22 protein-coding genes are annotated in these 16,690 nt (G+C 63.0%); 12 read left to right on the plus strand and 10 right to left on the minus strand.

The window, feature by feature from the left end; genetic code table 11:
* Positions 1-55 precede the first annotated feature (55 nt).
* The gene (gene ctrA / locus KBB36_RS00425) at positions 56-796 is read right to left on the minus strand and encodes a response regulator transcription factor CtrA (RefSeq protein WP_290975385.1); all 741 of its coding nucleotides are present in this window, start codon (positions 794-796) and stop codon (positions 56-58) included.
* A gap of 204 nt (positions 797-1,000) precedes the next feature.
* On the opposite strand from ctrA, the gene fliI reads away from it, so the two are divergent.
* The 6 genes from fliI (at position 1,001) to KBB36_RS00455 (ending at position 5,453) form a co-directional block, all read left to right on the plus strand.
* Positions 1,001-2,332: a flagellar protein export ATPase FliI gene (gene fliI / locus KBB36_RS00430; protein ID WP_290975387.1), complete on the plus strand. Its 1,332-nt coding sequence runs from the start codon at positions 1,001-1,003 to the stop codon at positions 2,330-2,332.
* A gap of 14 nt (positions 2,333-2,346) precedes the next feature.
* The gene (locus KBB36_RS00435; RefSeq protein ID WP_290975389.1) at positions 2,347-2,778 is read left to right on the plus strand and encodes a flagellar FliJ family protein; all 432 of its coding nucleotides are present in this window, start codon (positions 2,347-2,349) and stop codon (positions 2,776-2,778) included.
* Between the two features lie 62 nt (positions 2,779-2,840).
* A complete protein-coding gene (locus KBB36_RS00440; protein ID WP_290975391.1) occupies positions 2,841-3,317 on the plus strand; it encodes a nuclear transport factor 2 family protein in 477 nt (158 codons plus the stop codon).
* Positions 3,317-3,877: a TetR family transcriptional regulator gene (locus KBB36_RS00445; protein WP_290975393.1), complete on the plus strand. Its 561-nt coding sequence runs from the start codon at positions 3,317-3,319 to the stop codon at positions 3,875-3,877. The genes KBB36_RS00440 and KBB36_RS00445 overlap by 1 nt, the downstream gene beginning before the upstream one ends.
* A 47-nt stretch (positions 3,878-3,924) precedes the next feature.
* Positions 3,925-4,833: a glutathione S-transferase family protein gene (locus KBB36_RS00450; protein WP_290975395.1), complete on the plus strand. Its 909-nt coding sequence runs from the start codon at positions 3,925-3,927 to the stop codon at positions 4,831-4,833.
* A gap of 14 nt (positions 4,834-4,847) precedes the next feature.
* The gene (locus KBB36_RS00455) at positions 4,848-5,453 is read left to right on the plus strand and encodes a 2-hydroxychromene-2-carboxylate isomerase (protein WP_290975397.1); all 606 of its coding nucleotides are present in this window, start codon (positions 4,848-4,850) and stop codon (positions 5,451-5,453) included.
* Here the strand turns inward: KBB36_RS00455 and KBB36_RS00460 are convergent.
* On the minus strand, positions 5,450-6,088 hold the full coding sequence (locus KBB36_RS00460; RefSeq protein WP_290975399.1) for a LysE family translocator: 639 nt from the start codon (positions 6,086-6,088) through the stop codon (positions 5,450-5,452). The genes KBB36_RS00455 and KBB36_RS00460 overlap by 4 nt on opposite strands.
* A gap of 70 nt (positions 6,089-6,158) precedes the next feature.
* Between KBB36_RS00460 and KBB36_RS00465 the strand changes: the two genes are divergently transcribed.
* On the plus strand, positions 6,159-6,671 hold the full coding sequence (locus KBB36_RS00465; RefSeq protein ID WP_290975401.1) for a 2'-5' RNA ligase family protein: 513 nt from the start codon (positions 6,159-6,161) through the stop codon (positions 6,669-6,671).
* Positions 6,672-6,676: 5 nt separating this feature from the next.
* On the opposite strand, the gene KBB36_RS00470 is transcribed toward KBB36_RS00465, so the two are convergent.
* From KBB36_RS00470 to leuC, 4 genes are all read right to left on the minus strand, one after another.
* Positions 6,677-7,297: a glutathione S-transferase family protein gene (locus tag KBB36_RS00470; protein WP_290975403.1), complete on the minus strand. Its 621-nt coding sequence runs from the start codon at positions 7,295-7,297 to the stop codon at positions 6,677-6,679.
* A 47-nt stretch (positions 7,298-7,344) separates the two neighbouring features.
* Positions 7,345-8,454: a 3-isopropylmalate dehydrogenase gene (gene leuB / locus KBB36_RS00475; RefSeq protein WP_290975405.1), complete on the minus strand. Its 1,110-nt coding sequence runs from the start codon at positions 8,452-8,454 to the stop codon at positions 7,345-7,347.
* A gap of 101 nt (positions 8,455-8,555) precedes the next feature.
* Positions 8,556-9,185 carry a 3-isopropylmalate dehydratase small subunit gene (gene leuD / locus KBB36_RS00480; protein WP_290975407.1) on the minus strand — a complete coding sequence of 210 codons (630 nt, stop codon included), beginning with the start codon at positions 9,183-9,185 and terminating at the stop codon, positions 8,556-8,558.
* 13 nt (positions 9,186-9,198) lie between these two features.
* Entirely contained in the window at positions 9,199-10,593 is a 1,395-nt protein-coding gene (gene leuC / locus KBB36_RS00485) for a 3-isopropylmalate dehydratase large subunit (protein ID WP_290975409.1), read from the minus strand.
* Positions 10,594-10,753: 160 nt separating this feature from the next.
* On the opposite strand from leuC, the gene gcvA reads away from it, so the two are divergent.
* The 5 genes from gcvA to KBB36_RS00510 are packed head-to-tail and all read left to right on the plus strand — an operon-like array spanning position 10,754 to position 14,075.
* A complete protein-coding gene (gene gcvA / locus KBB36_RS00490; protein ID WP_290975411.1) occupies positions 10,754-11,695 on the plus strand; it encodes a transcriptional regulator GcvA in 942 nt (313 codons plus the stop codon).
* Positions 11,692-12,438: an HAD family hydrolase gene (locus KBB36_RS00495; protein ID WP_290975413.1), complete on the plus strand. Its 747-nt coding sequence runs from the start codon at positions 11,692-11,694 to the stop codon at positions 12,436-12,438. Before gcvA ends, KBB36_RS00495 begins: the two co-directional genes overlap by 4 nt.
* Positions 12,435-13,067, plus strand: coding sequence for a nitrile hydratase subunit alpha (gene nthA, locus KBB36_RS00500; protein ID WP_290975415.1), 633 nt, complete (start codon positions 12,435-12,437; stop codon positions 13,065-13,067). Before KBB36_RS00495 ends, nthA begins: the two co-directional genes overlap by 4 nt.
* On the plus strand, positions 13,064-13,720 hold the full coding sequence (nthB, locus tag KBB36_RS00505; protein ID WP_290975417.1) for a nitrile hydratase subunit beta: 657 nt from the start codon (positions 13,064-13,066) through the stop codon (positions 13,718-13,720). Before nthA ends, nthB begins: the two co-directional genes overlap by 4 nt.
* Positions 13,707-14,075 carry a nitrile hydratase accessory protein gene (locus KBB36_RS00510; protein WP_290975419.1) on the plus strand — a complete coding sequence of 123 codons (369 nt, stop codon included), beginning with the start codon at positions 13,707-13,709 and terminating at the stop codon, positions 14,073-14,075. Before nthB ends, KBB36_RS00510 begins: the two co-directional genes overlap by 14 nt.
* A gap of 19 nt (positions 14,076-14,094) precedes the next feature.
* Here the strand turns inward: KBB36_RS00510 and KBB36_RS00515 are convergent, their stop codons facing one another.
* The 4 genes from KBB36_RS00515 to rplS all read right to left on the minus strand — a co-directional run bounded on the left by KBB36_RS00515 (position 14,095) and on the right by rplS (position 16,671).
* The gene (locus tag KBB36_RS00515; RefSeq protein WP_290975421.1) at positions 14,095-14,502 is read right to left on the minus strand and encodes a DoxX family protein; all 408 of its coding nucleotides are present in this window, start codon (positions 14,500-14,502) and stop codon (positions 14,095-14,097) included.
* A 141-nt stretch (positions 14,503-14,643) separates the two neighbouring features.
* Positions 14,644-15,285, minus strand: a complete 642-nt coding sequence (locus KBB36_RS00520; RefSeq protein WP_290975423.1) for a glutathione S-transferase N-terminal domain-containing protein — start codon at positions 15,283-15,285, stop codon at positions 14,644-14,646.
* Between the two features lie 60 nt (positions 15,286-15,345).
* Positions 15,346-15,948: a PAS domain-containing protein gene (locus KBB36_RS00525; RefSeq protein ID WP_290975425.1), complete on the minus strand. Its 603-nt coding sequence runs from the start codon at positions 15,946-15,948 to the stop codon at positions 15,346-15,348.
* Between the two features lie 339 nt (positions 15,949-16,287).
* Positions 16,288-16,671: a 50S ribosomal protein L19 gene (gene rplS / locus KBB36_RS00530; RefSeq protein WP_290975427.1), complete on the minus strand. Its 384-nt coding sequence runs from the start codon at positions 16,669-16,671 to the stop codon at positions 16,288-16,290.
* Positions 16,672-16,690: the final 19 nt, after the last annotated feature.

The following is a 16,690-nucleotide window of genomic DNA, read 5'->3' on the forward strand; positions in this document are numbered from 1 at the left end:
TACCATGACGGTCTGTGTTGTGGGATGGTTGAGGCGGCGCGCTTGGGCGCGGCGCCTATCGACCCATCGCGGCGCGTTTCGGCGCACCGGGGGCATTGGCGGCCTGCGGCGGCGATGCTGCATCGGGATCGCGCAGCACATAGCCGCGGCCCCATACCGTTTCGATATAATTGTCGCCGCTGGTGGCCGAAGCGATCTTCTTGCGCAGTTTGCAGATGAATACGTCGATAATCTTCAATTCCGGCTCATCCATGCCGCCATAGAGATGATTGAGGAACATCTCCTTGGTCAGCGTGGTGCCTTTGCGCAAGGAAAGCAGTTCCAGCATGGAATATTCCTTGCCGGTGAGATGCAGCCGCTGGCCGCCCACTTCCACCGACTTGGCATCCAGGTTGACCAGCAGCTTGCCGGTCTGGATCGCGCTTTGCGCATGGCCCTTGGCGCGGCGCACGATGGCGTTGATACGCGCCACCAGCTCATCCTTGTTGAATGGCTTGGTGAGATAATCGTCAGCACCGAAGCCTAAGCCCTTCACCTTCTTATCCGGCTCGCCCATGCCCGAAAGGATCAGGATCGGCGTCGAGACCTTGGCGGCGCGCAGTTTGCGCAGCACGTCATAGCCATGCATGTCGGGCAGGTTCAGGTCGAGAATGATGATGTCGTAATCATAGAGTTTGCCGAGATCGAGGCCTTCTTCGCCATACTCGGTCTTGTAGACATTGAAGCCCTCATGCCCGAGCATCAATTCGATGCTCTTGGCGGTAGCGGCATCGTCTTCGATCAGCAATACGCGCATGGCAGCCCCCTCTGGCTTTATCCGCTAGACCGACTTCCCCGGCCGCCGCGAAGCCCGGTTTTTAGCTATAACCCGGCGATTCGCGGTAGTTTACCATTCTTAATAAATAAAGTTAACGAATTCTTGCCGCCACGTCATCCACGTTAACCTTTTACCGCCGCTTAAGCCTTTCGGTGCTAGGCTTGTCGCCTGAAGGAGCCGCCGATGCAAAGCCTGTTGATGGATCTTGAGCGTATCAAGGATATGAGCTTCACCGGCCGGGTGGTCTCGATCCAGGGCCTGCTGGTTGAGGTGGCCGGGGTGGAACGCTACCTGTCGATCGGCTCGCGGGTGCGCCTGCTGGCACGCGACAACCGCGTGGTGGAAGGCGAAGTGGTGGGTTTCCGGCAAAATCGCGCCCTGCTGATGCCCTATGGCTCGCTGGAAGGCGTCGGCCTTGGCACCCGCGCCGTGGTGGCCGAGGAACAGCCGGTGGTCTATCCGGATGTGAGCTGGCTCGGTCGCGTTATCGACGGCCAGGGCAAGCCGCTGGATGGCGGCCCGCCGCTGACCAATGGTCTGCGCCCCTATCCTTTGCGCAACAATCCGCCGCCGGCCAATTCGCGCCGCCGCGTCGGCCCCAAGATCGACCTTGGCATTCGCGCCATCAACACCTTCATTTCCTGCTGCCGGGGCCAGCGTATGGGCATCTTCGCCGGCTCGGGCGTGGGTAAATCCGTGCTGCTGTCGATGATGGCGCGCTACACCGAGGCCGATGTGAACGTGGTGGGCCTGATCGGCGAACGTGGCCGCGAGGTGCAGGAATTCATCGAGGACGATCTTGGCCCGGCCGGCCTGGCGCGCACCGTGGTGGTGGTGGCGACTTCGGATGAAAGCGCCCTGGTGCGGCGCCAGGCGGCCTACATGACCCTGACGCTGGCGGAGTTTTTCCGTGATCTGGGGCTACAGGTGCTGTGCCTGATGGATTCGGTCACCCGCTTTGCCATGGCACAGCGCGAGATCGGGCTTTCCGGCGGCGAACCGCCCACCACCAAGGGCTATCCGCCGACCGCCTTTGCCGAATTGCCGCGCCTGCTGGAACGCGCCGGCCCCGGCATCGGCGAAGGCAGCATCACCGGCCTGTTCACCGTGCTGGTGGATGGCGACGACCATAATGAGCCGATTGCCGACGCAGTGCGCGGCATTCTTGACGGCCATATCGTGATGGAACGCCGCATCGCCGAACGCGGCCGCTATCCGGCGATCAATATCCTGCGGTCGATCTCTCGCACCATGCCGGGCTGCAACAGCGTGACCGAGAATGAACTGGTGAACCGCGCCCGGCAATTGATGGCGGCTTATGAGGACATGGCCGAACTGATCCGGCTTGGCGCCTATCGCATGGGCTCTGATCCGCGCGTGGATGAAGCGATTCGCTACCAGCCGGCGCTGGATGCCTTCCTCAAGCAGCAGAAGAGCGAACGCGCCGATCTGGGTTCCTGCTATGTCGGCCTGGCCGATATCTTTGCCACCGGCGATGCGCAGATGGCGCGCTGAGAAAGGCTTGAACCATGCGTGGCCTGGATGGATTGATCCGCCTGTCGAAATGGCGCCTGGATGACAAGCGCCGGGTGATCGTGGACCTGGAAGTGCTGCGCGCCGAACTGGAGCGCCAGATTGCGGCCCTGGATGACGAACTGGAGCGCGAGCGCCGCTTTGCCGCCACCTCGCTGGAAGCCGGCTATGCCTTCACCGGCTATCGCCGGGTGAATCGCGAGAAGGTGGACCGCCTGATGGCGTCACGCGAGGAGGTGCTGGACAAGATCGCCGCCGCCCAGGAGGAAGTGAACGAGGCTTTCCGCGAATTGAAGAAATACGAATTGGTGAAGGAAAACCGCCTGGCGCAATTGGCCCGTGAACAGGCAGCGCGTGAACAGGCCGAACTGGACGAGGCCGGCCTGCAAGGCTTCCTGCGCCAGAACCAGCCCGAGCCGGGGCGCTGAAAGACTTGCGCGGAGCAGGCCAGGCGCTATTGTACCGATAGGTACAATAGCGGAGACCAGCCATGAGCCGCCCACCCCTGCCGCCCTTCAGCGCCGAGAGCGCCGCACAGAAAGCCCGCCTGGCCGAAGATGCCTGGAACAGCCGCGACCCGGCCCGCGTGGCTTTGGCCTATACCGAGGATAGCTGGTGGCGCAATCGCGCCGAATTTGTGCAGGGCCGCGCCGCCATTGAGGCCTTCCTGCAGCGTAAATGGCAGCGCGAACTGGATTACCGGCTGATCAAGGAGGTATGGGCCTTCACCGGCAACCGCATCGCCGCGCGCTTCGCCTATGAATGGCATGACGATAGCGGCCAATGGTATCGCAGCCATGGCAACGAGCAGTGGGAATTCGACGAATATGGCCTGATGCGGCGCCGCGAGGCCAGCATCAACGATCTGCGTATCAGCGCTGCCGAGCGCAAATTCCTGTGGCCGCGCGGCACGGATAACGACCGGCGGCCGGATGATTATCCAGGTCTTTCCGCCCTGGGCCTGTGATGCCGGCAGCATTGATCAGCCGCGACGACGCCCTGGCGCGCATCGCCGAGGTGTTTCGCAGTCGTGGCTATGAAGGCGCCTCGCTGAGCGCCTTGAGCGCGGCCAGCGGCCTGGGCAAAGGCAGCCTCTATCACTACTTCCCCGGCGGCAAGGAGCAGATGGCGGCCGAAGTACTGGCGCATATCGATGCCTGGTTCGAGGCCGCAATCTATGCCCCGCTGCACAGCGCCCAGGATGCGCCGGCCGCCATCGCCGCCATGTTCGGCGCCACCGAGCGTTATTTCCATGGCGGCGGCCGTGTCTGCCTGATGGGCGCCTTTGCCCTGGATGCCACGCGCGACCGTTTCGCCGCCGCCCTGCAAAGCTATTTCGCCCGCTGGGTGGCAGCCCTGGCCGCCGCCCTGCGCCGCGCCGGCATGCAACAGGCGCAAAGCCAGGCCGAAGCCGTGGTGGCCGGCATCCAGGGCGCACTTACCTTGGCCCGGGCGCTGGATGATGCGGCGCTGTTCCGCCGCCGGCTGCACGAGATGCAGCAGGATTTGCTGGCGGGCCTTGCCTAACGCTGCGTAAGCGCGCTTAGATTCTCTCCAATCATGGGGAGGAAATCATGCCAGAGCTGATTCTGCATCATTACGGCACGTCGCCATTTTCCGAAAAGGTGCGTATCGCCTTTGGCATCAAGCAGCTGGCCTGGCATTCCGTCACCATCCCGGTGATCATGCCGAAACCGGACCTGATGCCGCTGACCGGCGGCTATCGCAAAACACCGGTCTTGCAGATCGGCGCCGATATCTATTGTGACAGCCAGGTGATCCTGCGCGAACTGGATCGCCGCTATCCAAATCCGCCGCTCGGCACTGGCACATTGGCCGAAGGTTTTGCCTTCTGGTCCGATCATCCGCTGTTCAGCGCCGCCGTGGCCACCGCCTTTGGCATCATGGGCGAACATCTGCCCGATGCCTTCTTTGCTGACCGCGCCGCGTTTTCCGGCCGCAGCCTGGATCGCAGCAAACTGAAAATGCAGGCCGCCGTGATGCAGGGGCCGTTACGCGCCCATCTCGGCTGGGCCGAAAACTCCTTGCGCGACGGCCGCGCCTTCCTGTTGGGCGACGCTCCGGGCCTGGCCGATCTGGCGCTGTATCATCCGGTGTGGTTCGTGCGCGACCGTGCCAAGAGCGATGCCCTGGCTGACCTGCCGCTGCTGAATGCCTGGGCCGACCGCATCGCCGCCTTCGGCCATGGCACGCGCCATGACATGACAGGCAGCGCCGCCCTGGCGGTGGCGCTGGCGGCACAGCCCGCTGCCGATACACGCGGCGTGGCGCCGAATGCGCTTGGCCTCAAGCCCGGCCAGCGGGTGAGCGTGACACCCGACGATACCGGCCGCGATGCAACCATCGGCGAGCTGGTGGCGCTGGACCAGCAAAGCGTGACCATCCGCCGCGAAGCGCCGGAATGCGGCCTGGTGCATGTGCATTTCCCGCGCGCCGGCTTCATCCTTGCGCCTGCCGCCTGAACCGGAGCAAAACCATGGCCCGCCTGGAAGTTTTCTACGACGTTTCAAGCCCCTGGACCTATCTGGCCTTTCACAATCTGCAACCGATGGCGCAGCGCTTGGGCGAGCCAATCGAATGGAAGCCGATCCTGGTTGGCGGCGTGTTCAACGCGGTCAATCCCAGCGTTTATGCCATGCGCGAGAATCCGGTGCCGGCCAAAGCCAGTTACATGCAGAAGGATTTGCAGGATTGGGCGCGACAGGCCGGGCTGAAGATCAAGTTTCCGCCCAGCGTGTTTCCGGTCAACAGCGTGAAGGCGATGCGCGCCTGCATCTGGGCCGAATCGATGGGCAAGCAGGCCGCACTGGCGCGCGCCTGTTTTGAACTCTATTGGGGCGAGGACAAGGATATCAGCCAGGAAATTGTGCTGGCCGAGGCCTGTGCCCGCGCCGGGCTGGACAAGGCCGGCTTGCAGCAGGCGGTGAATGATGCCGAGATCAAGGCCGAATTGAAGGCCAATACCGATGAAGTGATCTCACGCGGCGGCTTCGGCTCACCCACCATTTTCGTCGATGGCCACGACATGTATTTCGGCAATGATAGGCTGGCGCTGATCGAGGCGGCGCTGAAAGCCGGCTAGTTTCGCCGCAGCAGCAACCCGCCGCCGGATTGCCACAAAGCCTGCAATGAAAAGCCGATGAACATCAGCCCGGTGGCGCGGGTGATCAGCAGGGCATGGCGGCGATAGAGCCGGCGCACCGGCGGCAGGCCGATAATGGCAATCAGCAGCAGGTCGGCGGCGATGAAGCCGATAAAGGCGGCGCCGAGCAGGGGCGGCAGGTTGGCCCAGGTGAGCTGCGCCGATTGGCTGGCGAGCAAGGCCGTGAACATCGCCACACTGACCGGATAACCTTTTGGATTGGTGAGGCCGAAGGCAACGCCGCGCAGCACCGGGCGATCAACGCGCTGGTCGGTGCCGCCATCTTCGGTGGCCTTGGCACGCAAGGCTTTCCAGCCGAGCCAGAACAGATAGATGCCGCAGACCAGACCGAGCAGGTCAAAAGCCAGCCGGCCAAGCGAGGCCGAGCCGACAATGGCGGTGAGCGCCAGGCTGGCCCAGACAATATCGCCAGCCAGATGGCCGCCGACAAAATTCAGGCCGGCGCGGCGGCCCTGGCCGGCGACGATGCCAAGCAGGGCGAGGAAAGCCGGGCCGGGCATCAGCACATAGGCGGCGCCGGCAAGAAAAGTGGCAAGCAGCAGGGTGTATTCCATCAGGTAAAGCTAACGGATGACAGCCCGGCGGTGGAAGGCTTAGATTTGGCATCATGCATGATGGCCGGCCATGAGCATTGCCCTGATCGCCATCCCGAATTGGGAGGAAGGCGCCGCCAGCTGGATTGACGCGATCCGCCGCACGCATGACCCGCAACATGGCATGGTGCCGGCGCATGTGACGCTGGTTTTTCCCACCGAAAGCCTGAGCGAAGCCACGGTGAGTGCCGCCGCCGCCATCCTGGCCGCCAGCTTTGCGCCGTTTGACATCGCCTGCGACCGACTGAGCTGGTATAGCGACCCGCGCGGCGGCAAATATCCCAATCTGGTCTACCTGCATCCCGATGCCAGCAGCGCCTGGGTGCTGAACGAGATGCGCGAACAATTGCCGCAGGAAGGCGAGTTTGATCCGCATGTGACGCTATCGCGTTTCGGCGCGGTCTATTCCGCCAAGGCCTTTTTGCGCCAGTTTGGCGAGGATGTGATGCCGCCGGCGCGCGGCCGCATAGACGCCTTGCATCTGCTGGCAATCCGGAATGGCCAGGTCAGCATGCTGCGGCACTTCGCCCTGACGGGCGAATAAAATTCTCAGGGCGTTTCGAGTGGATGCGCCTTGAAGGCCGGCAGCGCCTCGCAGGCGGTGGTGAGCGCTTCCAGATTGGGATAGACGCCCGGCGGCAGCAATTCCGGCAGCATCACGCGCAGGAAACTGACCGTGACGGCGGCGGTGATATCGGCCATGGAAAAATGCTCGCCCTGCAGCCAGGGCTGCGGCGACACGGCTTCCAGCGCCACCAAGCCGCCGGTGGCCTGGCTTAGCAGCATCTGGCGCCAGGGTTCATGCACCTTCTCGGCCGGCCGGCGCCGCACTTCGTAGATCGCCGCCACCGCCTTGTCGAGCACGCCGCAGGCTACCGCCATCAGGCGCAAACAATCGCGCCGCGCCTTGCCGCGGGGCGGCACCAGGCTTTTTGGCCCGGCCAGTTCCATCAGGTAATCCAGGATGGCGCCGGATTCGACCAGGGTTTCGCTATCTGAAAGCTGCAAGGCCGGCACGCGGCCGACCGGGTTGATTTCCAGGCCACGCTGCGGATTGGCGGTGACCGAGAGATATTCCCGCTCATGCGGGATATCCAGCAGGGTAAGCGCAATGGCAATGCGGCGGGTATAGGGTGAGAGATTGCGGCCAATCAGTTTCATCGTGGTCATCAATCCCTCCACCTATCAATGCTGGAGCGAGTATAGCCGTTTCGGCGTTACGCCGCCAGCTTGTCCAGCTCCCTCAACAGCGCATCGCCCATGCCGGTGGTGCCAACCTTGGCCGAGCCACCACCCAGATCAGCGGTGCGCACACCGCTGCCCAGCACCTTCTCTGCCGCCTGATCGATCAGGTCGGCATCCTGGCCGAGATCGAAGGCATAGCGCAGGGCCATCGAGAAACTCTGGATCGTGGCGAGCGGATTGGCAATGCCCTTGCCGGCAATATCCGGCGCCGAACCATGCACCGGCTCGAACAAAGCCATGCGGCGGCCGGTTACCGGGTCAGCCGCACCGAGGGAAGCAGACGGCAGCATGCCGAGCGAGCCCGTGAGCATCGCGGCAGCATCCGACAGGATATCGCCGAACAGGTTGTCGGTCACCATCACGTCGAACTGCTTCGGCGCCCGCACCAACTGCATGGCGCCATTATCGGCATACATATGCTCCAGCTTCACATCCTGGTATTTTTCCTGATGCAGCTTGGTGACTTCCTCGCGCCACAGCACGCCGGATTCCATCACATTGGCCTTTTCCAGCGAGGTCAGCTTGCCATTGCGCTTCTGTGCCAATTCGAACGCCACGGCGGCGACACGGCGGATTTCGCTGGTGGTGTAAACCTGGGTATTGATGCCGCGGCGCTCGCCATTGGGCAGGGTCTCGATACCGCGCGGCTGGCCGAAATACACACCGCCGGTCAATTCGCGCACGATCATGATATCCAGGCCCTGGACGATCTCGGGCTTCAGCGTGCTGGCTTCCACCAGTGCATCGAAGCACTTGGCCGGGCGCAGATTGGCGAACAGGTCCATTTCCTTGCGCAGCCGCAGCAGGCCGCGTTCCGGCTTCTTGTCGAAGGACAGGTTATCCCATTGCGGGCCGCCCACGGCGCCGAGCAGCACCACGCCGCAATCCAGCGCGGTTTCCATGGTCTTGTCGGCCAGCGGCGTACCATGCTTCTCATAGGCCGAACCGCCGACCAGATCTTCCTTCACGTTGAACGAGACATGGCGGCGCTTGTCCATCCATTCGATGACGCGGCGCACTTCACCCATCACCTCGGGGCCGATCCCGTCACCGGGCAGCATCAGCATGGTACGATTGGACATGGTGTTTCCTTTTCTTGAAGTTCAGCACTCGTCACCCCCGGGCTTGACCCGGGGGTCTCAGAGATGCGCGGATCAAGTCCGCGCATGACGAGGGTGGCAGATCAGGCGGTGCGGCCGGCCTGGGCATAGCGCCAGGGCTGGCTGGCACGCTGGCGGGTCTCGTAATCGTCGATACTGGTTTTCTTCTCCAGCGTCAGGCCGATATTGTCGAGGCCGTTGAGCAGGCAATGCTTCTTGAAGGCATCGATCTCAAACTTGATCACGCCGCCATCCGGGCCGGTGATTTCCTGGCGATCCAGGTCAACCGTGACGCGGGCATTCTGGCCGCGCTTGGCATCATCCATCAGCTTGTCCACATCTTCCTGCGGCAGCTTGATCGGCAGAATGCCGTTCTGGAAGCAGTTATTGTAGAAGATATCGGCAAAGCTGGTGGAGATGACGCAGCGGATGCCGTAATCGAGCAAGGCCCAGGGGGCATGTTCGCGGCTGGAACCGCAGCCGAAATTGTCGCCGGCCACCAGAATCTGCGCGCCCTGGTATTGCGGCTGATTCATGAAGAAATCGGGATTCTTCTTGCCTTCGGCATCTTCGCGTAATTCAAAAAACAGGCCGCGCGCCAGGCCGGTGCGCTCCACTGTCTTGAGGAACTGCTTCGGGATGATCATGTCGGTATCGACATTGAGCATCGGCAGCGGTGCTGCCACGGCGGTCAGAGTGGTGAACTTGTCCATGATGTTCTCTCCCTCAGAGGCTGCGCACGTCGGCAAGCTTGCCGGTGACGGCCGCCGCCACGGCCATTGCCGGGCTCATCAGATGGGTGCGGCCACGCGGACCCTGGCGGCCTTCGAAATTGCGGTTCGAGGTTGAGGCGCAGCGTTCGCCCGGATTGAGCCGGTCGGCATTCATCGCCAGGCACATCGAGCAACCCGGCTCGCGCCATTCAAAGCCGGCTTCCAGAAACACCTTGTCCAGACCCTCTTCCTCAGCCTGGTGCTTCACCAGGCCGGAACCCGGCACCACCATGGCCTGCACACCCTGGGCCACCTTGCGGCCCTTGGCGACGGCGGCGGCGGCACGCAGATCCTCGATGCGGCCATTAGTGCAGGAGCCGATGAAAACCCGCTGCACCGGCAGGCTATCCAGCTTTTCACCCGGCTTCAGGCCCATGTAATCCAGCGCCCGCACCAGGGCGGCGCGCTTGGCTTCATCGGCCACCTCGGCCGGGTTTGGCACCACGCCGGTGATTGGCGCCACATCCTGCGGGCTGGTGCCCCAGGTGACATGCGGCACAATATCCTCGGCCTTGAGGAACACCTCGGTGTCATACTTGGCGCCGTCGTCGGAAGGCAGCGTCTTCCACCAGGCCAGGGCCTGTTCCCAGGCAGCGCCCTTCGGCGCATGCGGGCGGCCCTTGAGGTATTCGAAAGTGGTTTCATCCGGCGCGATCAGGCCGGCGCGGGCGCCTGCCTCGATCGACATGTTGCACACCGTCATGCGGCCTTCCATGGACAGGCCACGGATCGCGCTGCCGGTATATTCCATCACATAGCCGGTGCCGCCGGCAGTGCCGATGCGGCCGATCACGGCGAGGATGATATCCTTCGCGGTCACGCCCGGGCCAAGCTGGCCATCCACATCGATGCGCATGTTCTTGGCGCGCTTCTGCTGCAAGGTCTGTGTCGCCAGCACATGCTCCACTTCCGAGGTGCCGATGCCGAAAGCCAGGCTGCCGAAGGCGCCATGGGTGGCGGTGTGGCTGTCGCCGCATACGATGGTCATGCCCGGCTGGGTGAAACCCTGCTCGGGGCCGACAATATGCACGATGCCCTGGTTGATATCGTTCATCGGGTAATAGACGACACCGAATTCCTTGGCATTCTTGTCCAGTGTCTCGACCTGGATGCGTGATTCCTCGTCGGCAATGATGCCTTTGAGGCGATCCGGCGTGGTCGGCACATTATGATCCGGCACCGCCACGGTGGCATCCGGGCGCCGCACCTTGCGGCCGGCGGCGCGCAGTCCGGCGAAAGCCTGCGGGCTGGTCACTTCATGCACCAGATGCAGATCGATATAGATCAGCTCTTCGGCAACCAGGTGGCTATCCCAGATTTTATCGTAAAGCGTGCGGGGCGCGGTCATGACTTTCCGTCCGTTTTGTGGGGCGTACGTTTCCTCAAGGGCCGGGCCTGTGCCCGCTCCCTGTGATGGCCGGGGATTGAACTGGAGGAAAGCCCGCGCCGCAAGGGCTTTCCGCGCCGATTGGGTCGAATTAAGATCAAGCTGGAAACGAGGAAAACTCATGCCCGCCGCAAACCCAGCCAGCAGCCCCAAGGATACGCCTGCGCCGCCCTCGGCCGGCGTGGCCAGCCGGCGCCTGCTGCCGCTCAATGCGCTGAAGGCCTTTGAGGCTGCCGGCCGCCACCTGAATTTCACTGCCGCCGCCGAGGAATTGTCGGTCACGCTGTCGGCCATCAGCCACCAGATCCGCCAATTGGAGGAATTGCTGGGTGTGCCGCTGTTCAACCGCACCCGCAAAGGCCTGGTGCTATCACCCGAAGGCCAGCTGATCCTGCCCGATGTGCAGCAGGGCTTTGACCATCTGGCGCATGCCCTGGCCCGGCTGGAAGCGCGGCGCGGCGAAGGCCCGCTCACCATCAGCATGTTCTCCACCGTGGCGATGCGCTGGTTCATCCCACGCCTGCCGCGTTTCCAGGCCCGCCATCCGGATATCGATGTGCGCATCACCACCTCGATGAAACCGGTGGACCTGGAGCGCGAGGGCCTGGATTGCGCCATCCGCTATGGCAATGGCGACTGGCCCGGCCTGCATGCCACAAGGCTGTTTGCCGAGGAGCTGACCGTGGTGTGCCACCCGGACCTGGCCCGCAGCATCCACAAGCCGGCCGATCTGGTGGGCCACAAGCTGCTGCATTCGCAGAACCGCTTTGAACATTGGCGCATCTGGCTGATCGCCATGGGCGTGACCGAGGTGGACCCGACGGTGGGCACGGTTTTTGAGACCCGCAGCTTCACCATCCAGGCCGCCGTGCAGGGCATGGGCGTGGCGGTGATGGACCCGGCCTTTGTGGCCGAGGAGATAAAGGCCGGGCGGCTGGTGCAATTGTTTGACAAGACCCTGCCGGTGCGCGGCGCCTATTGGCTGGTCTGCCTGGAGCATATGGCCGAGGCGGCCCGGATCAAGCTGCTGCGCGAATGGCTGATCGAGGAAGTGAGCCAGTGAGTCTGCATCGTTTACCGGAAGCCATCCTGCTGGATATGGACGACACCATCCTCTCGGCCTATGGCGAGCCGGAGAAAGCCTGGAAAGTGGTGGCAGCGGAATTCGATGCCGCCTTGAGCGGCCTGCCAGCCGCCGCCCTGGCTGATGCGGTAAGCAGTTTTGGCCGCCGTTTCTGGAGCGACCGCGACATGCACAAGCATTGGCGGCTCAATCTGGAGGAAGCGCGCCGCCGCATCGTGGCCGGCGCGCTGGCCGAACTGGCCGAGGCCGGCCATGCCGTGCCTGATGCCAGCCTGGCCACCGCCATCGCCGACCGTTACACCAGCTATCGCCGCGAGCAGATGCACCTGTTTCCCGGCACGGTGGAGACGCTGGAACACTTGCGCCAGGCCGGCGTGAAGCTGGCCCTGATCACCAATGGCGCCGCCCATACCCAGCGCGCCAAGGTGGAGCGGTTTGAATTGCTGCGCTGGTTCCACCATATCCAGATCGAGGGCGAAGCCGGCTTCGGCAAGCCCGAGGAACGCGCCTATCGCCATGCGCTGGAAAGCCTGGACGTAGCGGCGGCGCAAACGTGGATGATCGGCGACAATCTGGAATGGGAAGTGGAAGTGCCGCAGCGGCTGGGCATGCGCGGCATCTGGTGCGATGCCTATGGACAGGGCCTGCCGCCAGATAGCACGATACGACCTGACAAGATCATTCACCGCCTGCCCGATTTGCTGAGCGAGATTGCCGCATGAGCCACGACCACGATCATCACCATGACCATAGCGATGTGCCATCCGATCCCGCGCTGCGGGTGAAGGCGCTGGAAACCTTGCTGACCCGCAAGGGCCTGGTCGATCCGGCGGCGCTGGATGTGTATATCGACACCTACGAGACCAAGGTGGGGCCGCGCAACGGCGCCCATGTGGTGGCCAAGGCCTGGAGCGACCCGGCCTATCTGGCCCGGCTGCGCCAGGATGCCACCAAGGCGATCGCCGAACTGGGTTATACCGGCCGCCAGGGCGAGCATATGGTGATCGTGGAGAATACGCCGGACAAACATAACCTGGTGGTCTGCACACTCTGCTCCTGTTATCCGTGGAGTGTGCTGGGGCTGCCGCCGGTCTGGTACAAATCAGATTCCTACCGCGCCCGCGCCGTGCTTGATCCGCGCGCCGTGCTGGCCGAGTTTGACCTGACATTGCCAGCGGACAAGCAGATTGCCGTGTGGGATTCCACCGCTGAAATCCGCTATCTGGTGATCCCGGAACGGCCGGCCGGCACCGAGGGCTGGAGCGAAGCACAACTGGCCGAATTGGTGACGCGCGACAGCATGATCGGCACCGGTCTGGCCCGGCCGGCTGGCAAGGAGAATCCGGCATGAATAGTGTGCATGACATGGGTGGCATGGAAGGCTTTGGCCCGCTGCCGCTGGAGCCGAATGAGCCGATCTTTCATGGCGCCTGGGAAAAGCGCGCCCTGGCCATCACGCTCGCCACTGGCAGCCTGGGGCAATGGAATATCGACGCCTCGCGCCATGCCCGCGAAGCCAGCCCGGCGCGCACCTATATCCGCGAGACTTATTACGAACGCTGGCTGACCGGGCTGGAAAAGCTGCTGGTGCAGCGCGGCCTGCTGAGCGCCGAGGAACTGGCCAGCGGCATCCCGAATGGCGCGCCGGCCAAGGTGGCGGCGGTACGGGCCGAACAGGTGCCGGGCATCCTGGCGCGCGGCGGCCCGACCGAACGGCCGAACGGCAAGCCCGGGCGGTTCCAGATCGGCCAGCGTGTGCGGGCGCTGAACCATCATCCGGCCGGTCATACCCGGCTGCCGCGCTATCTGCGCGGCAAGATCGGCATTATCAGCCTGGACCATGGCCTGCATGTCTTTGCCGACAGCAACGCGCATTTCAACGGCGAAGACCCGCAGCACCTCTACAATGTGGTGTTCGATGTGGCCGAGGTGTGGGGGCCGGCGGCGCGTTATGCCGGCGAAATCCGCGCCGATCTGTGGGATGCGCATCTTGAAGCCGCATGACTTGAAGCTGGGCCAGCTCGGGCCGCTGCCGCGCGATGCCGAAGGCGGCCCGGTCTTTGCCGAACCCTGGCAGGCCGAGGCTTTTGCCATGGTGCTGCGGCTGCATGAGGCCGGCGCCTTTGCCTGGAGCGAATGGGCCGAGGCTTTGGGTGGCGAATTAAGCGCACAGCGCGCCGATTGCGGCCCGAATGACGGCGGCGCCTATTACGAACGCTGGCTGGCAGCGCTGCAAAACCTGCTGGCACGGAAAGGCCTGGTGACGCCTGAGGAATTAAGCGCCATGCGCGATGCCTGGGCCGAGGCTTACGCCCATACGCCGCATGGTCAGCCGGTGCGTCTTGACGGCATCGGCTGACCCCTAGTTTTTTGCGGCTTCAATCCTTGGTGCGGTTATCCAGCGCAAACGGCCCGGCGCCATAGGCGGCGATGAACAGCAGGCCGCCGGCAATGGACAGGTTCTTGAAGAACTGGATGCGGTTGATCATCACCTTGGCTTCTTCCATGGCCCAGAAATTATGGAAGCCGATGGCGGCAGCCACGGTGAATAGCGCCAGCACCAGCGCGGCATAGCGCGCCTTGTAACCGACCAGCAGGGCCAAGCCGACGCCAAGCTCGACAATCACGGCAATAGCGGCACCGACTTCCGGCAGCGGCAGGCCGACCGACTTGATATAGCCGACCGTGCCGGCAAAGCCGGTCAGCTTGCTGACCCCGGCGGGGACAAACAGCAGTGCCATCAGCACGCGACCCAGCAGCGGGCCGAATTTTTCAACAATAGCCATAAGACATCCTTTTCATTGGTTTAGCGACAAGTTGGGGCGGCCTGTTTACGCTACCCCAACCCGGCTTACTGCTGAAAAGAATTTGCGGTGGATAAGAACTCGCCGCCCATCACGCTCGCGTGAGCGAAAGCTGCCGGTCGTTCAGGCTATGGCAGCCTGGGCCTCCTGCTCGCGCGCCAGCACGCGCTGCACGGCCGGGCGCTGCAACACGCGCTCAACCAGGGCGGCATAATTCGGAAAAGCCGTCAGATCGAGCTTGTGGAACTGCGCCCAGCGCCAGAAGACCAGCAGATAACCATCCACGGCGGAATACGCGCCGAGGATGAAGTCCTTACCCGCAAGCATCTTGTCGACGATGGCAAAATTCTTGGCATTGGCCTCGCTGGCCAGCTTCACCACATTGGGTGTGGCATCGGGCAGGTCGCAGAAACGCTGCGGGCCAAAAAAGCGGCTCATCACCGGATGCAGGCCAGCAGTGCAATAGGATAGCAGCGACAAGGCTTCGGCCTCGGCCAGCGCATCATTGGCGGGCAGCAGGCCGGCAGCCGGATACAGCTTGGCAAGGTAGCTGATGATAGCGAGATTCTCTGTCAGCGGTTTGCCATCCACCAGCAAAAGCGGCACCTTGCCCTTTGGATTGAGCGCCAGATATTCCGGCTTCATCTGCTCGCCCTTACGCAGCGCGACCGGCTTCGGCTCAAAAACTACGCCGGCTTCCTCCAGCGCGATATGACTGGCCAGCGAACAGGCGCCGGGAGCGAAATAGAAGGTGAATTGCGGCATGGCTTCCTCTCCAGTAGAGCAGGCCGCCATAGATACCGGAGCAGGGGTGGTTTACAAGCGCTACAGCCGCTCACTATCAAATGCCGCCCCATCCTGGCGGTCGGGGTAACTGAGCGCGATGATAATGCGACTGGGGGTGCTATCGCCAAACGGCAGCAGCAGGGCGGCATAATCCACGATCTCGCCTTCCAGCAGGCGATGCCGCTGCATCAGCAAAGGTTGCATGCCGAACAAAACCCGCGCCGCTGCCTGTTCGGTGGCACGGCGGGTTTCAACATCGGGGATATCGCGCAACATCTTGCCGGTCAGATCATAGCCGTTGCGATAGGCCAGTTTGCTGCCATAGAGACGCACCGCAAATTCGATGCTGTCGCCACTTGGCTCCACAACCACCATATTACCCAACGCAAAACGCAGCGCGAAGGGATCGATGGCCGAAACCGGCGGCAATGCCTTGCCCTGCCGTGCCTGGCGCCAATAACACGCCAGCCGGTCCAGCATCGGGTCACCCAGCGCAGTCCGCTCGTCCACCCAATGCAGGCGGGCGGCGCTGGCCAGATCGGCCTCGCCGCGACGACGCAACTGCAACGGATTCAGCCTGGAACCGATCTCAGACCAGAAAGCCAGATTCATCGCTGCGATATGCTTGAACATGAAGCTCATAACCGCTCCTCAACCTCACCTTGCTCAATCATCGCGGCCAACTCACCTACAGGACAGTTATTTATAACTAACGGCTGTGAATTTTCGCTAACGGGAACAACCTGAGATTATGCACCCTTGCAAGTGCAAACTACGCCATGGCACGAAGCCGGGCTTGCCGATAGTGTAACCGGGTTATGCACCCATGCTGTTGAGAAGACGTAGCGGTAAACCGCTCGGATCCGCCCTGCCGGAATCACGGCAAAGCTGCCGCGTGCAGGCACAGCGGCAGATCAAGACAAAACGTCAGCAGGCACGGTCAGGCCCATCCGGGCCTGACCGACCAGCAAGACAGAAAAATTAGGCCTTGGCGGCTTCCGGCGCTTCGTAGCGCTTTTCGGTGATACGCGCCGACTTGCCGGTGCGGCCACGCAGGTAATACAGCTTGGCGCGGCGCACATCGCCACGGCGCACCACCACGATCGATTCGATGCGCGGCGAATAGAGCGGGAAGATACGCTCAACGCCTTCGCCATACGAAATCTTGCGCACGGTGAAGCTGGAATTCACGCCGCGATTGGAGCGGGCGATGCAAACGCCTTCATAGGCCTGCACACGCTCGCGACCACCTTCGGAAACCTTCACATTGATGCGAAGCGTGTCGCCCGGGCCGAATTCCGGCACCGCGCGCGCCGCTGCCAAGGCGTCGGCCTGCTCTTTTTCAAGCTGCTGCAAAATGTTCATGGCAAAAGCCTTTCTTCTC

Origin of the sequence: Ferrovibrio sp., assembly GCF_017994015.1 — a bacterium.
Classification (GTDB): domain Bacteria; phylum Pseudomonadota; class Alphaproteobacteria; order Ferrovibrionales; family Ferrovibrionaceae; genus Ferrovibrio.

Bases quoted from the DNA above. Each gene is read 5' to 3' on its own strand.
- leuC (WP_290975409.1), bottom strand. From the start codon at position 10,593: ATGACCGCGCCCCGCACGCTTTACGATAAAATCTGGGATAGCCACCTG.
- ctrA (WP_290975385.1), bottom strand. From the start codon at position 796: ATGCGCGTATTGCTGATCGAAGACGATGCCGCTACCGCCAAGAGCATC.
- KBB36_RS00525 (WP_290975425.1), bottom strand. From the start codon at position 15,948: ATGAGCTTCATGTTCAAGCATATCGCAGCGATGAATCTGGCTTTCTGG.
- KBB36_RS00450 (WP_290975395.1), top strand. From the start codon at position 3,925: ATGCCAGAGCTGATTCTGCATCATTACGGCACGTCGCCATTTTCCGAA.
- KBB36_RS00515 (WP_290975421.1), bottom strand. From the start codon at position 14,502: ATGGCTATTGTTGAAAAATTCGGCCCGCTGCTGGGTCGCGTGCTGATG.
- KBB36_RS00445 (WP_290975393.1), top strand. From the start codon at position 3,317: ATGCCGGCAGCATTGATCAGCCGCGACGACGCCCTGGCGCGCATCGCC.
- KBB36_RS00460 (WP_290975399.1), bottom strand. From the start codon at position 6,088: ATGGAATACACCCTGCTGCTTGCCACTTTTCTTGCCGGCGCCGCCTAT.
- nthA (WP_290975415.1), top strand. From the start codon at position 12,435: ATGAGCCACGACCACGATCATCACCATGACCATAGCGATGTGCCATCC.
- rplS (WP_290975427.1), bottom strand. From the start codon at position 16,671: ATGAACATTTTGCAGCAGCTTGAAAAAGAGCAGGCCGACGCCTTGGCA.
- KBB36_RS00520 (WP_290975423.1), bottom strand. From the start codon at position 15,285: ATGCCGCAATTCACCTTCTATTTCGCTCCCGGCGCCTGTTCGCTGGCC.
- leuB (WP_290975405.1), bottom strand. From the start codon at position 8,454: ATGTCCAATCGTACCATGCTGATGCTGCCCGGTGACGGGATCGGCCCC.
- KBB36_RS00465 (WP_290975401.1), top strand. From the start codon at position 6,159: ATGAGCATTGCCCTGATCGCCATCCCGAATTGGGAGGAAGGCGCCGCC.
- fliI (WP_290975387.1), top strand. From the start codon at position 1,001: ATGCAAAGCCTGTTGATGGATCTTGAGCGTATCAAGGATATGAGCTTC.
- gcvA (WP_290975411.1), top strand. From the start codon at position 10,754: ATGCCCGCCGCAAACCCAGCCAGCAGCCCCAAGGATACGCCTGCGCCG.
- leuD (WP_290975407.1), bottom strand. From the start codon at position 9,185: ATGGACAAGTTCACCACTCTGACCGCCGTGGCAGCACCGCTGCCGATG.
- nthB (WP_290975417.1), top strand. From the start codon at position 13,064: ATGAATAGTGTGCATGACATGGGTGGCATGGAAGGCTTTGGCCCGCTG.
- KBB36_RS00455 (WP_290975397.1), top strand. From the start codon at position 4,848: ATGGCCCGCCTGGAAGTTTTCTACGACGTTTCAAGCCCCTGGACCTAT.
- KBB36_RS00470 (WP_290975403.1), bottom strand. From the start codon at position 7,297: ATGACCACGATGAAACTGATTGGCCGCAATCTCTCACCCTATACCCGC.
- KBB36_RS00435 (WP_290975389.1), top strand. From the start codon at position 2,347: ATGCGTGGCCTGGATGGATTGATCCGCCTGTCGAAATGGCGCCTGGAT.
- KBB36_RS00440 (WP_290975391.1), top strand. From the start codon at position 2,841: ATGAGCCGCCCACCCCTGCCGCCCTTCAGCGCCGAGAGCGCCGCACAG.